The sequence below is a fragment of the Shewanella ulleungensis genome, from assembly GCF_014648315.1.
Taxonomy (GTDB): Bacteria; Pseudomonadota; Gammaproteobacteria; order Enterobacterales; family Shewanellaceae; genus Shewanella; species Shewanella ulleungensis.
The window spans coordinates 391705-408274 of the sequence record NZ_BMQW01000001.1 but is presented as its reverse complement, the minus strand read 5'-3'; the positions used below and the strand labels follow the sequence as shown (position 1 = coordinate 408274).

Here is a 16570-nt window from a genome sequence, read left to right as displayed (position 1 = left end):
ATTAATCTAATCAGCAAAAATTAACAGATCTATTTTAGTTTACTACCAAATTTAGATGCAATTAAAACAACATCAACTTTAACAGACATCAAAAAGTGTATTCATTTTAATGATTTTTGCAGCGATTTACAGTGTGCTTAAACCTATAGCCAGACTTGATGTGAGACAATAACAATCGGTAGCAGTGATAAGTCAGCTCAATAATACGTCGACAAATTTGAACAACAAAATTAAACGCAAAGTACATATGTCACATTTAAAAGATTGCTCGTTTGTATAGTGATTTTTTAGGTGTATAGTTGTACTTAAATAGTATATATCAACAAGTAGAGATGATTATGATCGGTGATTTTGATTCAATTGCTGGCTCAAAGCGCAGTTTGCATGTACAAGTCGCTCGCGAAATAGCGAGAAAGATATTGTCTGGAGAGCTCGCTCAAAATTCGGTAATACCCAGCGAATTAGATCTCTGCGAACAATTTGGTGTAAGCCGAACCGCATTGAGGGAAGCAGTTAAACTTCTGACTTCAAAGGGTTTACTTAAGTCTAGACCTAAAGTTGGCACAAAAGTGGTTGAACGAGCTTACTGGAACTTCTTAGACTCTCAATTAATTGAGTGGATGGACGGCATTTCTGATAATGACGAATTCTGTTCTCAATTTCTTGGATTACGCGGAGCAATTGAGCCTGAAGCATGCGCCCTTGCCGCTCGCCATGCCACCATTGAACAACGCATGAAGCTATCAGAAATATTCGATAAAATGTGCGATATAGCTAAAGCTGATGTATTTGACCAAGAACAATGGACCACAGTTGACACTCAATTTCATAGCTTAATCTTTAACGCTACGGGTAATGTATTTTATCTGCCATTTGGCAATATTTTAACGACTATGTTTGCAAACTTTATCCATCATACTTCTGAAGATGGTAGCACTTGTATTGAAGAACACAGAAAAATATACAGTGCCATTATGGCAGGTAACAGTGACAAAGCTCGCGCAGCATCGGCCGCTCATTTACTAACAGTTAAAGACAAATATCCTGTTTAGTTAACTGTGTATTTAGCTATCGTATTATTAAATCAATAACTCACATCGGCCGATTATATATCGATGTGTGTTATTGATTAGTATATAACCTAAAATCACGTAGCCTAATACAAAACCTAATTCCAGCAGTGTTGGAGTCATGCGCGCAAACCAATACTCTTTCTTAATAGACTCAAACTGTCATAATTACTGATTTTTACATCAGCTTTTATCATGACTGGTGAATGTTTATAAATAAAATAGCGCGTTAGAGGTCTTTATCATGCCACAATCTTTACTGCCGAATATTATGACTTTTATCAGTCAGATAGACCCTTTCGACAAAATTGATAAAGCCGAATTAAGAGAATTATGTGCTCATGTTAAAATAAGCTACTTGGGCAAAGGCGAAAAAGTAGACCTTGATGAAGATGACAAAGAAAAATCACTGTATATCGTTCGAACAGGCTCGATGGAACAACGCAAAACAGATGGTGTACTTAGAGCTAGATTAGGTCCAGAAGACCTTTTTGGCTTCACATTTCTAAATTCTGATGTCAATGATAACGAAGGTTATTACGCTACTGCAATTGAAAATACCCTGCTCTACTTAATTCCTCATTCAGCATTGCAAACCTTATTTAAACATTCTCCACATGTAGCAGAGCATTTTGCCTCACAAGCTCAAGTAAGGCTGAAATCAGCTTTAGATGTTGTGTGGTCAAACAAAGAAAAAGGCTTATTTTTACGTCGTGTCGGCGATATTGCTACAGGTCGAATCGCGATAGTCACCGCAGATATGAGTATTCGTAAAGTAGCTCACGAAATGCGTAATGTGCTACGAACATCTTGTGCGGTGATTTATAAAGACAACAACATCGTCGGCTTAATTACAGACCGCGATATGACTAAGCGCGTGATTGCAGATGGTGTATCTGTTGACCAGCCCATTGAAGATGTGATGACAGCGTCACCCCACATTATCAAACCAGACGATTTGGTTTTGCATGCAGCATCATTGATGATGCAGTACAATATTCGTAACTTACCTGTTGTGAAAGATAATAAAGTCATAGGCTTATTAACTACTACACACCTGGTCCAAAATCACCGTATGCAGGCAATATTCTTAATTGATAAAATCAAATATGCTGGAAGCACTTCGGTATTAGCAAGCTTCACACCTGAACGCCAAGCTATATTTGAAGCCCTGGTTGAGGGAAAAGTCGCCCCTGAAACCATTGGCAAAGTCATGACCATGATTATGGATGCTTATAATCGTCGCTTAATTCAAATTGCTATCGACAAGTTAGGCCCACCACCTTGTGAATTTTCATGGATAGTTGCTGGCTCACATGCCCGAAATGAAGTACATATGCTGTCTGATCAAGATAACGCAATAGTGTTAGCAGACAGTGCAACAGACAACGATAAAATCTACTTTAAACATTTAGCCAATCTCGTCACTCATGGTTTAGACCGTTGTCATTACTCATTGTGTTCAGGAAACTATATGGCTTCGACACCTAAATGGTGCCAAACAGTGTCAATATGGAAAGCCTATTACAAAAAATGGGTCGCTAACCCTGAATATGAATGTTTACTCAATATCAGTGTCTTTCTTGAAATACGTACTATCTATGGCAATGCTGATTACGAAACAGAGTTACGGAATGAACTTCACAGTAACATTAAAAATAACCGCGAATTTTTAAGTAGCTTAGTCAAAGATGCTGTTAACACTAATCCGCCATTAGGAATTTTTAATAAACTAGTGCTAGAAAAGTCAGGTGAAAATAAAAAAACGCTCGACGTTAAAAAATACGCCATTAACTTAATTATTGATCTTGCCCGTATCTATGGCCTCGCAGTTGAGTGTGACTTATCTGCCACAGATGAGCGTTTTAAAGCTGCTAATGAAAAAGGTGTGCTCAGTGATGATTCATTTAAAAATATATTGGGCGCTTATAAATTCATATTATCTTTTAGATTTAATCACCAATTAGTCGCATTAAAACAAGGTGAAGAGCCTAATAACAATATTAACCCAGATCATTTTGGAAGCTTTGAACGCAAACATTTAAAAGATGCATTTAGAATTATCGCTGACTTACAAGAAGCAGCAAAAGTCAGGTTTGGGAGTCGTTAATGAAGTCATTTATTCATTACTTTCACCCCTTAATGAGAATAATGCGTGAGCGTGAGCAGTTTTTAGCAGATAAAAATGTACCAGAATTTATTAGCGATAATTTACTGCAAACAGTACCTGCCCTTATCGATACTGCTGAGTCGTTTGATTATTTAGTGCTCGATTTTGAAACAACAGGCTTAGATGTTGAAAATGATTTAATTTTATCGATTGGTTGGGTTGAGATTATTAATTCACAAATCGATCTGGCATCTTGTAAACATCACTATATTAATTCAAAGTCGCAAATTAAACCTGTTACTGCAGTTATCAATCATATTACGCCACAAATGCTCAATGAAGGTGAATCGATTCATGATGCCATTAAAGCACTGTTTAATGCATCAAAAGGAAAAATTCTTGTTGCACACGGTTGTATCGTCGAAGCGCAATTTCTACAAAAATACATGAAACGTAATTTTCAGTTAACTGCCCTACCATTGTTATGGATCGACACGCTCAGTATCGAAAAACACATGGCAATGTCAGTTAATAATCCTGACATAGATTTGACACTTGCAACCACAAGAGAACGTTATAACTTACCAGAATATAATAGCCACAATGCATTAGCTGATGCGGTTTCTACTGCTGAGCTTTTTTTAGCACAACAAAAAAAATTACAACCCCATAATAAAATGCGCTTTGGGCAACTGTACAAAATGAGTCAATAGCGAAACGATAAAACAAGGGCATACGCGACAGGTTAAATTGGCACACTGCCCCTAGTTTATTGATGTGTTACGAGAATCTTACTGAAGCCCACTTCAAATACCTGGTTATCATATGCAGTGTTCACATTAATTTGTGGGTATATCCCAGCCTTAAAATAATAGCTCGCATTCAACCAGTTTTTTGACAACGTATAATAGTGACCATCGTTAGCTAAAACTGGCTCTCCCCATTTAAGCGTTTTAATTGTAACTTCGCTATCAATCGTTGTTTGTAATTCAATACCTTGTAAGTCTACGCTGATCGTGTATTGCCATTGCTGATATGCTTTTGCTACGCCCAAATCAATGCTAAATGGCTGACAATCATCACATGTTTGATTATTGCCCGCAAATGAATCATTCAAAATGACTCTTACCGGTTTATCGTCACCTTCCCATAACAGTTTCACTAACGCCTGCTTTATCTCATAACCATGAACTTGACCAAGTACAACCTTAGGCGCCAGTCCCGTAATGGTAGGATATTGTTCAATTATTAGGGTTGATTCGAGTTTGTGCTCGCCAGTGATGAACCAATTTTGATTACTTGAACTGCAACGATTTTCAGTTTCAAAATGATATAACTCGCGCAATTCAGACCGAACATAACTCGAGTTAGTCGTCGTCGCACCTATTTCATCTAAATTCACTTTAAAACTTAATACATCAGGTGACGTTTCCCGCCAGAAATACTCAAGCGAAGTCTCATTTGAGAGTTTCTCTTTACTAGAGCAATCTGCTGGGATCAATTCAGCAGCGCTGCTTCCACCCGTACCATAATAATCATCCTGGCTTACAGGTAATGTTAATTTCCATTGATTGATATTCCAACCACACTCGACGCAGTCATCAATAAGATCTCCCCCTCCATTAATAGGTAGTGTTCCAACCACATCTTGCTCGTTGGAACTTGAACCACCGCATGCAGACAAAGCCAGCAATGCAGAAAACACTAGCACCTTTCTTTTTAATGCACTCATAAATCCTCCTTATTAGTATTACAATAAGATAAGGTAAAGGCTGTGTTTTTCAAACAACAATCTCTGTGACAAGGGTCAAAGTATCGTGTAAATGTTATTGCATACAGGTTTAAAATCAAACAGCAAAGATGATTTAAATGAACATTTATAAACTGTTATGTAAATTTTGTTACTTTTTGGTACATATATCACTACGATTAAGTAAAAGTTTGTTTCTCATCACAGAAATATACTCAACAAAAAGCGAGAATGATTTCAGAGCTTATTATAATACAAATAGGGGTAAGACATGAAAAAGACATTATTAGCAGGAGCAATCGCCTTAAGCTTATTAGGCGGCTGTGTTTCGACTGATACGTCAAATGAGGTACCTAACAATCCAGTTGTTAATACCGCAGCATTAGAAACCAACTCTAAACCGCTTGTTAGCAGTAACACACTGACTACTGCAGATGCCCAAATACTAAAAACCCAACTGCTCAACTTAAAAGACGGTGACACATTAGACATCGCACCTGGCAAATTTGCCAACTTGGGAAAAATTGATATTACCGCCAATAACGTCACCATTAAGGCCACTGAACCCGGTAAAACATGGTTAACTGGTGCCGTACAAATCAACTTACGCGGAAATAACATCATTTTAGATGGTGTGGTGTTTACCGAAGGTGGTCCTGCTGAACGTATGGGCGGTATTGTATTTCGTGGCAGCGACAACCTTGTCACCAATACTACGTTCTATTTTTTTAACGACGGTTATGAATATGAGCCAATGGGCGACCGCGACGAATACCCAAAATATCTTTGGGTTTCTTTATACGGTAAAAATAACCAACTAATTAACAATACGTTTGAAGGTAAACACAAGCGTGGGACATTGATTGGTGTGCAAAAAGCTAAAGGTGATAAAACGCCAGACAACCATGTCATTAAGGGCAATTTATTTTTTAATCAAAAAAGTAACCAGCATTACGAATTCGATTTCAAAGCCGCCGAACGTTACAACTCAAACAGTTGGGAAGCGATTCGTGTTGGTGACTCAAAAAGTTCTATTTACCCTTCAAAAACACTCGTAGAAGGCAATCTGTTCCTCCAATGTGATGGCGAGACAGAATTGATCACCTTTAAATCAGGTGAAAACGTCCTAAGGGGCAATACCATCGTTGACTCTGCTTCAATGATTTCATTACGTCACGGAAAAAATAACACGGTTGAAAATAACGTGATTATTGGTAATGCCAAGCGCTATACCGGTGGCATACGTTTTTATGATGAAGGCCATGTCATTCGTAACAATTACATTGAACGTGTAATGGGCACAGGCAATGTTCGCGGTGGTATCGCAGTTAACACAGGCATTACTGACGTTAAAAATGGTGAAAAATTAGGTGGTGGTGTTAAGGGCAAAGGCCTTAATAAACAAGCTACACCTTATAAGGTATTAGTTGAAAATAATTCGATTATCGACTCTCGTCAAAACATTCTTTATTCATCAAAAGTGCACAGTGTAAGCCAATACGATAACTCAAAAGTATCAACGGTTTATGCCGGTACTGATATTACTTTCCGTAACAACCTTTCATTTGCCGAGTTAAAGAAAACCCTAGCAGTTAAAGGTGACGACGGTAACGCACCTTTAGTTAATCCAACTTACGAAAATGAACTGTATTACGGCGAAGTGGCTGAAACCACACTTCCTACTACGCCTGGCATTATTACCGACGTAAAACCTGAATTGGTTCGCGGTGAAAATGGATTACTCGAAGCCACTAATTATTCTGGTGGAGCCCGAGGATTAACGGTTCTAACGGTGAATGATACCGGGGCAACCTACCGCATTCAAAAGTAATTCAATCAGTTTAAGACCATATTTACAGTTTAGCCCCAGAAATGGGGCTATTAAAAGAGAGATGTCACTATGAAAAAAACTACACTTGCTAGCTTAATATGCATTGCATTATCTGCTGGTGCTTTAAGCGGTTGTGATTTTTACGATGAACCATCAACAACAGATACTGGTTCAGAAATAACACCAGAACCAACGCCAGAAGTTGCCAGCACTATTGTTACCACAACAGCTGAACTTCTTGCGGCAATCGATAGTGCCCAGACCGGTGATTTTATTGGTTTAAGTACTGTTGGCGACTTTTCAAATATCGGCACAATTGTTCTCAACAAAGCGATTACCCTACTGTCTGCAGATGCTGAAGGAAATATTATTTCAGCTGATGGCGAAACAGTCACAGAGCAAGCCGTCTTATCAGGCGCTGTTTGCATTGACATACCCACTGAAGCAGTAGAAGTGTTAAACGACGGTAATCAAGTGCGTATATCAAATATTGCCTTTGAAAACATCACTATGGATTCTTGTGGAAGTGGCGAAAGTACTTCAAACTCAATTATCAATATTGGCAAAGTCGGTAAAGACAAAACAGCAGTATTGTTAGATAACCTAACATTTGACGGTTCATCATTTACAGAACCAACCGGTTCTAGTGATGCATGGGTTTATTCACGTGGTTTAGTTGATCTATCAGACAGCACGTTCACGAACAAATCAGAAAACGCTCAAAGTATTTTATATTTAAACTGTGGCAGCTCTACTTCTCGTGGTGGCAGTAATGATGACCCACGTGGCTCAACCTTTACGGGAAATACATTCTCTTTAGCAGCATTAAATTCAGCCGGTGTAGTTAAAGCGGCAACCATTGGTGTGCCAAGTAATTTAGGCCAAGATAATAAAAACTGTGCAACCACATTTACCGATAATACTTTTGAAAACTTTACTTATTTAATCAGCGAAACAAGCGATGCTTCAACAGCATTATATGATGTATTTGGTGACACTGTTCAAACAGAAAATACCTTAATTAATGATATTGATGACACTACCACGCCTCCTGATGCCGGTGTTAGCAACCCTAAAAATATTGCTGAATTGAATGCTGCCATTTTAGCGGCAACCGCAGGCAGCACGATTACGGTGGGTGCCGGTGACGAATATGACTTCTCCGCAGGTACTATCACCATTGATAAAGCCATTAAATTAGTTGGCGAAGATGGCGCACTATTCACAGGTTCTACGTGTATAGATGTGTTGGATGCAGCTGTTGGTACAGAAATATCAAACATTTCATTCAAAAACATCACTGTAGATGTTTGTGGCGACCCTTCTGGTAGTGCATCTAACTCGATTATTAACATCGGTAAAGTTGGTAAAGATAAATTAGGTGTCACCTTAGACAAACTTAATTTTGATGGTGCTGGGTTTATAGAACCGACAGGATCAAGTGATGCTTGGGTATATTCGCGCGGTTTAGTGGATATTTCAAATACCACTTTTGCAAATAAATCAGCAGATGCTCAAAACATTTTATATTTAAACTGTGGCAGTTCAGCGGCGCGCGGCGGCAGTAATACTGACCCACGCGGCTCAATATTCTCTAGCAATACATTTGCATTAGCAGAATTAAATGCATCAGGCATGACCAAAGCTGCAACCATAGGTGTGCCAAGTAACTTAGGCCAAGAAAACAAAAACTGTGCGACGACTTTTACAGACAACACGTTCACAAACTTCAGTGCCTTAATCAGCGTAACAGAAGATAATTCAACTGCACTTTATGATGTCTTTGGTGACACAACAGAGTCTGACAATATTTTAGAAAGCACAGCAACAGAAGAAACGGTAATGCCATTCACTGTCGCTGAGGTGAATGCCGCGATTGCTGCAGCAGAAGTTGGCACAACAATCACCTTAGGTGCTGGTGAGACTTATGATTATTCATCTGGTGTGATCACCATTGATAAAGCGATTAAGTTAGTTGGACAAGACGGTGCTACGATTTCTGGTAGTACTTGTATCGACATCATTGATGGCGCTGCTGGTGCTGAAATTTCTAACATTATCTTCTCTAACGACGCTATTGCACTTTGCGGAACAACTGATGATGCAAAAGAAGCCGTAATCAACATCCAAAAAGTCGGCGAAGATGAAATGCCTATCCTATTAACGGGCCTAACATTCGACACCACCAATATCACATCTCAAGATCAAATCGAAAACAAAGGAGCTTGGATCCGTTCTTACGGGTTTATGAACCTGACAAACAGCAGCTTCACCACTCAAGATTCAGGTTTGCAAAACGACTTAGTGAAGCTTACTTGTAGCTCATCTAAAGGAAAAATGGGCACCCTAATTGACGGCAATGCATTTTCAATTGCTGGTGCAGACTCTAAGGAAACTGCAGCAATCAAAATTGGCGATTCAAGCAGTGGCGCAATTAAAGATGCCGACAATGAAAATAACTGCAATGTCACCGTGAGCAACAATAGCTTCAGCGGTTACACATTTGACATTGTAAACAGTGTTGGTAGCAGTGGTGCACGCGATGCGGCTATTTTTGCCCGCCTAGAAAGCGAGAGCACAAACCTGTTCCCTGGCAACACGTTTAACCAGTAATTAAACATTGTAATCCTCTTTGCTACTTCACACTAAATACAAGTTTGCAAAGAGGTATTTATGACAAAATTAGGATATAAAAAATGAATAAATATGTTGCAGTGGGTGCAGGTGTTTTAGGGTTACTCGCCTTTAATGCAGTAGCTGATGACTCAGATGATGTAAGACCAGGATCAAGTACCATCGCCGTAAAATGGGAACATAAACTTTTAGAGGGGCGTACCGATAAGCCAAAGGTTGAGTTTGCACATCGTATGCGTAATGGTTTTCAATTTGGTATCGAACAAGTGTGGTTATATGATCGCAGCGTACCTGAAACAGACGCGGGTTATGCACCTGAACAATATGAAATGAACTTTAAAACGGACTATAAATACACTTGGGGTAATAAAAAACACCAAGCAGGTCCGGTTCTAGATTATCAAATTAAAGAAGACTCGAAGAACATACGTGTTGGCGCATATTATGGCTATCGGATCACTAAAAACATCAGTACAAAATTTCGAGCAAGATATTCAACCAACCTTGACAGAATTCGTATTGGTGAAGGTGAGAGAGACGATATCAATAAAGAAATGCGTTATGACTTTTGGTTAACGTATCGTTGGGATGCATTTACCTTTGTATGGGATGCAATCCTATTACAAAAGTTATCTTCAAATCTAAACAGCTCTGGTGTTGAACAACACATTTTCGATAACAACAAGCAAACTGCTTGGGAACACGAATTTAGCGCTGAGTATCGTATGCCTGAAGCGCGCGAACATGCATTCTATGCCAAGTTCAAGTTAAAGCAAAAGCTTAACAAACCTAGCCATACAGAAGAGCGAAATGGTGGGTACGACTGGTACGGTAAGCATGATAATGCCATGGAAGTGGGATACAAATACCGATTCTAGATAATAAGCCAGCCGACATAGACAAACATGTCAATGTCGGCTGATAACTTATCGTATCAAAATAGAATCTCCCCTTCTCACCAACATTTCACCCTAATGCTTTTGGACTAAAACAACGTTAGCGGTAAAGGAAATAGTATGAATCTAAAGCTTTCGACGACCATGTTAATGGTGTCATCTGTACTACTTGCAGGTTGCATGAGCACCTATGAACCAATCAAGGTTATGCCAAGCAATGGTCAACGTGGTGTACCTGCCGATTACGCTAAATTTGACTCTATTTTAAGTGCTTCAAAATTACAAATATCGACACCGAATGCCAAAGAAGGCAGTAAAAATGAAGTGGCTTCAGACAGTAATTTTACAGGCGTAATGGACGAGAACTTTTACGTAGATAAAGGTTCAGAAGCTCTTGTGTTCAAAATGCAAGGCTATAAGTTGCGTAATGAATTACGCATCCTTGAAAATTTCAAAACAGATAATCCAGATAAGATATATAAGTTAAGCGCTGATTTAATGCTGATTGACCCAATGAATGCCATTAAAAACAGTGATCCTGAACGTGATGAAATGACTTTTTTGCAAGTGCATAACAAAGGCACTCATGATGATGGAAAACACGGAGCCGGTTACATCCCTCACCCACTCGTTCGAATTGTATGGGAAGGTGAACGTCGTGGTATTAACAATCACTATTGGGCCATTGTTAAAAACAATGCCGTAAATTGCTCAAAAGAATTTGGTAACCGTGAAAAGCAAATCTGTAAAAAAGCTTACACTCGTTATGATTTAGGCGAACATGATCCCCTAAATCCGGTGCATTTCGACATTGCTGTAGGCGATCAAAGATTAATCATCGACTTTAACGGTGACAATGTGGTTGACCACAAACTTGATTATTGGACACACATGCGCAGTTATTTTAAAGCCGGTGTGTATAATCAATTTGAAAATGGTCAAAGTGAAGCACACTTTTATAACTTGAAATATTCAGTCGAAGAAACCAAGTTTTAAATGGCTAACCACCAATAAACTAGTGTTTCATCCCCCCCCGATTTACTGTCATTAATCAAACCGCCATTGACCCGTCAATGGCGGTTTTTATATAACATCATTAGTGAGTTAACACTCATTTTTATAATGTATCACATCATAAAATCAGGCTAATTCAACGGTCGACTTAAAGCTGCAATCCATTGATTAGGTTCGGCTATAATAAACTCATAAACCTGTTTGCTTTTGAGAGTAATTCGAATCGCATCAGCCGTGACAGGCATAATACCGCCCCCCTTTCCCATACACCTGGTAACAGAATCAATATCATCTCGTATTAGAGTGTAAGGACCTAAACCTTGTGCTTTATTAAAGGGTTCAAAAATAATAGTTGATTGAGTTAAGTGTAATTTTCCATCAGATCTTGCAACACCAATTTGTACAGCAGTAAATGAAGACTTAATGATTTCACTAGACATAATTTTCCTTATCTTCAATTTTAAGTACAAACATGCGTTAGCCATAATGAGTGATTAACCACGGCCACCATAATAAATTAGTCATCAAACGGCCCTAATTTACTTAACCGTCAAACATAATATCGACAGCCGATAAAGTGATTACCTTATGACATCAACACGCAATAAGCATAAAAAAGGGTTAACTTTTCATACACCAAAGTGTAAAAAGTTAACCCAACAAACAAAAATACGGTTTACTGATTAGCGCGAGCTACTGCTTTAAATACAATAATTCAATATCACGTTGTGCCCATACTTCGGATAAGTCTTGCTTCACATTAAACCCGCTAAAGTCAGTATCCGTGGCTAAGCTTATCCATTCTGGTTTATCTAATGCAATTCCCGCTTTAAGATAAAGTGGTGTCATACGTTCAACACGTCTTCGTTTATCTTTTTGGCTGTATGGCCATTTAACCACAGGATCATGGTACTGAGCCATAAACTCAATACCTTTGATTAATGAGCCACCTTGTTGATTTGTGTAGTGCCACAAGTCGATCCCCAACTTTTCTCCTAACTGAGCAAGACCAACTAAAGGATCCAAACTGAAATAATGGTAATGATAAGCGCGAGTTCGTTCAATTTCATGGGGTTGTGAGCCATCTGCTTCAAATTGTGAATCTATGCGCATTTTACCTTTTTGCACCATTTGCTTGGCAAGTGGTTTATTACCTAAAAAATATGAAATACCCGCTAATTGATAGTCATACCAGGTACCGTGGTTATTCACTGAATATGCTTCGCCTTTCGGGCCTCCACTTAAATCATCTATAATCATCCAGTCAAGATATTCACAGTACCATTGATTTATGGCTAACTCGTCAGCAGTAGTCCACTGGGATGATGTTGATAATATCGCAATAGCATCAAGCAAACGTTCGGCTAATGTTCTGGTGTCAATAATGCCGCTACGTCGACCATCTGCAACACCAGGTACACCTTGTCCAAATTTGACATTAGGGTTCATTTTAGTTGATTCATTAATAAACCAAGTTCGAATGAGTTGAATACCTTGCTGTGCATATTTTTCATCTTGGCTAAAGTAATAGGCTAGCGCGATTGCCCTTACGCTGCGAGTAAAATTGCCGATCCGTTTTGAGTCTGTCTCATCAGTTTTTGACGCAGGATTAGTTTTCCCATCATGACGAATCCAGGGTAAACCATCTGCTTTACTATTATCTGGCCACCAATATGGACTAATACTCATGTAGTCATGTGTATCACCACTGGGCGGCGTCATACCTTTATCTGTTACGCTAAAAGGGCCCGACTTTATGGCTAAATCAGCTTCTTCAAGCAGCAATTGGTAACTGCGTTTCATTGATGTCGTTGCATCTGCTGAGTGCAATATCGTTCTATTTGACGCTAATGTTTGTGGGTCCAAAAAAACAAAATCACTGGCCATTAATGGTGAACTCAATACTGTAAGAATACATGCTGCTAATGAGACTTTTTTAAATACTGTCATATTACTTACCTTAACGTTATTTACATGCCATCATGTATTAAGCGGCTTTAGCTTCAATGTTGTCATCAACCGCTTTAACCAATAATAAGCCAACAGCCAATACAATGACGCCGCACAATACAAACGTCATTCGGCCCCAAAATGGATTAGGTAGTGCAAACATGGCCATGATCGCAATGCCCACTGACGCAATTAATGTACCGAGCATTTTACGTTGTTTATTATCCAGTTTTTTCTGTGCCTCACCTTCAGATACCAATGGAGTCGCTAGGTTGTCAAAAAAGGCATCTACGTTGCGTTGGCGGTCGTCTGACAAGGGCTTATAAAAGAGTGTAGACATCACAAAGAATCCGCCGGTTAACACAATATGGCTAATCAAACCAATAGCGACTTTTAGATCGGCCCACTCACGGGTGGTTAATTGATTGTCTAATGCAAAGAAGTTTTCAATCATTTCTGGTGTAATAATTAGCCCCACCACAATGGATACACATGCCCCCATAATTAAAGTGCCCCATGCTGCCCAGTCAGGTGTTTTCTTGATAAAAAAGCCACAAAAAGCAGGTATCGTCATAGGAAAACTCAGTAAGGCACCCACATACATCATGGTGTCAAATAAACTCAATCCTTTTAGCGAATTAATAAACAATGCAACCAATATAATTGCGATACCAAAAGCCGTTGAGGTAAGTTTAGATACGGTTACTAATTCTTTTTCTGATGCGTTAGGACGTAAAATGGGTTCGTAGAAGTTTTTAACAAAGATACCCGAGTTACGATTTAACCCAGAGTCCATTGATGACATCGTTGCGGCAAACATTGCAGCAATTAACAAACCAACCATGCCAACAGGCATGTAGTTTTCTACAAAATATAAATAAGCAAAGTCAGCCGCTTTACTGCCTGCTTCTGGATATGCAGCGGCTAAATCAATGCCTTGCCCTGCAATAAACCAACTTGGCATAAACCAAATAACAGGTCCTATGGTCATTAAAATACAGGCCAACAATGCCGCTTTACGTGCATTATTAGAGTCTTTAGCAGCTAGATAGCGATAAGAATTAAGCATGTTGTTGGTAATACTGAACTGCTTGATAAAAATAAACACAGCCCAAAGGGTAAAAATGCTCAAATAATTTAAATCACCTCCTGTAATGAACGACTCTGTAGGGAAGTTTTCAACGATATTAACAGGGCCACCGCCATAAACCATCGCTGATATTGCACAGGTTAATGTCACAGCAATAATGATCACCATTTGCATAAAGTCTGATGCAATAACCGCCCATGAACCACCTGTTACCGACATAGCAAGTACCACTAAACCCGTTAGCACAATCGTGGTGGTCATATCAAAACCAAATATGCTTGATGCAATAATGGCTAAACCGTTTAACCAAATACCAGCAGAAACCACACTGTTTGGCATCCCCGTCCAAGTAAATACTTGTTCGTTTGTGTTACCAAAACGCATTCTTATCGCTTCAATAACGGTAACTACCCGCAATTGACGGAATTTGGGGGCAAAATAGACATAATTCATCAAATAGCCAAAGGCATTGGCTAAAAATAAAAAAGCCACAGCAAAACCATCTGTGTAAGCTTTGCCTGCGGCTCCGGTAAATGTCCATGCACTAAATTGCGTCATAAATGCAGTTGCACCTACCATCCACCACAACATGCTTCCTCCGCCACGGAAGTAGTCACTGGTATTTGTTGTAAACGTTCTAAACATCCAACCGATTGCGATTAGGAATAGAAAATAGATCCCGACGATAATTGTATTGAGTTCCATTTTTGTACCTTCTGTAGTTTCTATTGCTAATAAGTATAAATTTTCACACACCCAATTTGTACTACAATAAGTCAATTTAGTGACTCGGATCTTATTTAATTCCTGTGACTAAAGCTGTGTCTAATTTCTAAACTGGCTAAGCGTCATTTGGTAACAACAACTCATATCACACTGCCAAAACAATGTCGTAAACAATTGCAAATAATCACTAATTTTAAATTACTATCATTTTAGGTTTATGATGGCCAATTAACTCTGTCTATGTATTTGAGGTATTTAATCGACATTAAAAGATTCATTGGTATCTTTATTTATGTTTTATGTCCTATCACCCTCTTTATTTGTATTACTAATAAGAGTATTTTTAATAAATTAAATCTTATAAAGAGGTCTTAAATGAGACGATTAACTTACGGTAAACTTACATCAATCAGTATTATTGGCTTAACCCTATTGCCACTGGCTAACGCCGCAGATTTGGAAAATGAACTAGCACAGTATAAGTCTCAGTTAAGTGCCACACTCAGCCAACAAAAAGCTCCTAGTCAAAACTTTGATTTAACGAAATGGAAGATTAATTTACCGGTTCCAGATCATCGACCTTCCCGTCTCGGTGATGTTATGGAGATAAATGCAACTCAATTAAATGATGTAGCAAGACCGTTCACCGATTATTTTTGGTTCTATACCGATCCACTTACAGGTGCGATGGTAATGAAATCCCCAAATACAGCGCCAACAACGGCAAACAGTAAAAATGCCCGGTCAGAATTACGTGCTATGTTATCGAGTAATGACAATGTCACGCCGTCTGATCCCAGTAATAATTTTGCGATAGCAGCCAATCCACAACGAGCTAAATACGGTGCAATAGGTGGACAGTTATCTGCCACTGTTGCAGTTGATTGGGTTAGCACTAATGGTGATGACAGTAAATTTCCTTCACATTCTGTTGTTGTGGGGCAAATTCATGGCGCAAAAACAGAACCATTAAAGATTTATTACCGAAAGTTACCCGCTCATGACACGGGTTCTCTTTTTTGGAATTATGAAGTAACGCCAAAAGATGTGTCACAACGTTATGATGTGCCTCACCTCATATGGGGAGAAACCAATTTAACGGCTAAAGACCTTGCGCCCAAAGATGGTATAAAGTTAGGCGAACTATTTAGCTATGATATTCATGTTGAACAAAACATCATGACATTGACATTCATTAAGCATCCAGGCACCCGTTTTTCACAAACAAAAACGTTTACGACCGATCTCAGTAAAGGTTTACCTGGGCACCCTAAAGATGTTGGTTTTGCAAACGACACTATGTATTTTAAAGCAGGTGCTTATAACCAGTGTAATCAAGGTAAAGAACACCCTATTTGGGGCACTGCATGTAACAACGATGGCGTTGAAGCGGGAGATTATACTCAAGTTAGTTTTTATCGTTTGTCATTAAAGCAATAACATAAAGTCACCTCAGATAAATGGTGATCAAACAGATCTTTGCACTTATTACTACTAAA

General features: G+C 38.9%; 12 protein-coding genes. 8 read left to right on the top strand and 4 right to left on the bottom strand.

The features are described from left to right. Window positions 1-299: 299 nt before the first annotated feature. From IEY40_RS01740 to IEY40_RS01730, 3 genes are all read left to right on the top strand, one after another. Complete coding sequence (locus tag IEY40_RS01740; RefSeq protein WP_229776976.1) at window positions 300-1052, top strand: FadR/GntR family transcriptional regulator; 753 nt, start codon at window positions 300-302, stop codon at window positions 1050-1052. A gap of 262 nt (window positions 1053-1314) precedes the next feature. Beyond that, window positions 1315-3180: a putative nucleotidyltransferase substrate binding domain-containing protein gene (locus tag IEY40_RS01735; RefSeq protein ID WP_188952749.1), complete on the top strand. Its 1866-nt coding sequence runs from the start codon at window positions 1315-1317 to the stop codon at window positions 3178-3180. After that, window positions 3180-3893, top strand: a complete 714-nt coding sequence (locus IEY40_RS01730; protein WP_188952747.1) for a 3'-5' exonuclease — start codon at window positions 3180-3182, stop codon at window positions 3891-3893. Before IEY40_RS01735 ends, IEY40_RS01730 begins: the two co-directional genes overlap by 1 nt. A gap of 56 nt (window positions 3894-3949) precedes the next feature. Here IEY40_RS01730 and IEY40_RS01725 read toward each other — a convergent pair whose 3' ends face one another. Further along, the gene (locus IEY40_RS01725) at window positions 3950-4912 is read right to left on the bottom strand and encodes a polysaccharide lyase family 7 protein (RefSeq protein ID WP_188952745.1); all 963 of its coding nucleotides are present in this window, start codon (window positions 4910-4912) and stop codon (window positions 3950-3952) included. A 289-nt stretch (window positions 4913-5201) separates the two neighbouring features. On the opposite strand from IEY40_RS01725, the gene IEY40_RS01720 reads away from it, so the two are divergent. The 4 genes from IEY40_RS01720 to IEY40_RS01705 all read left to right on the top strand — a co-directional run bounded on the left by IEY40_RS01720 (window position 5202) and on the right by IEY40_RS01705 (window position 11287). Then, entirely contained in the window at window positions 5202-6761 is a 1560-nt protein-coding gene (locus IEY40_RS01720) for a polysaccharide lyase 6 family protein (protein ID WP_188952743.1), read from the top strand. Between the two features lie 69 nt (window positions 6762-6830). After that, window positions 6831-9374 (top strand): autotransporter outer membrane beta-barrel domain-containing protein, encoded by a 2544-nt coding sequence (locus tag IEY40_RS01715; RefSeq protein ID WP_188952741.1) that lies wholly within the window; start codon window positions 6831-6833, stop codon window positions 9372-9374. An 83-nt stretch (window positions 9375-9457) separates the two neighbouring features. Then, complete coding sequence (locus IEY40_RS01710) at window positions 9458-10273, top strand: hypothetical protein (RefSeq protein WP_188952739.1); 816 nt, start codon at window positions 9458-9460, stop codon at window positions 10271-10273. A gap of 138 nt (window positions 10274-10411) precedes the next feature. Then, window positions 10412-11287 (top strand): polysaccharide lyase family 7 protein, encoded by an 876-nt coding sequence (locus IEY40_RS01705; RefSeq protein WP_229776975.1) that lies wholly within the window; start codon window positions 10412-10414, stop codon window positions 11285-11287. 149 nt (window positions 11288-11436) lie between these two features. Here IEY40_RS01705 and IEY40_RS01700 read toward each other — a convergent pair whose 3' ends face one another. The 3 genes from IEY40_RS01700 to IEY40_RS01690 form a co-directional block, all read right to left on the bottom strand. Continuing rightward, the gene (locus tag IEY40_RS01700; RefSeq protein ID WP_188952737.1) at window positions 11437-11745 is read right to left on the bottom strand and encodes a hypothetical protein; all 309 of its coding nucleotides are present in this window, start codon (window positions 11743-11745) and stop codon (window positions 11437-11439) included. A 253-nt stretch (window positions 11746-11998) separates the two neighbouring features. Next, window positions 11999-13255 (bottom strand): alginate lyase family protein, encoded by a 1257-nt coding sequence (locus IEY40_RS01695; RefSeq protein WP_188952735.1) that lies wholly within the window; start codon window positions 13253-13255, stop codon window positions 11999-12001. A gap of 37 nt (window positions 13256-13292) precedes the next feature. Beyond that, entirely contained in the window at window positions 13293-15050 is a 1758-nt protein-coding gene (locus tag IEY40_RS01690; RefSeq protein WP_188952733.1) for a sodium:solute symporter family transporter, read from the bottom strand. A 396-nt stretch (window positions 15051-15446) separates the two neighbouring features. On the opposite strand from IEY40_RS01690, the gene IEY40_RS01685 reads away from it, so the two are divergent. Further along, complete coding sequence (locus IEY40_RS01685) at window positions 15447-16511, top strand: polysaccharide lyase family 7 protein (protein WP_188952732.1); 1065 nt, start codon at window positions 15447-15449, stop codon at window positions 16509-16511. Window positions 16512-16570 lie beyond the last annotated feature (59 nt).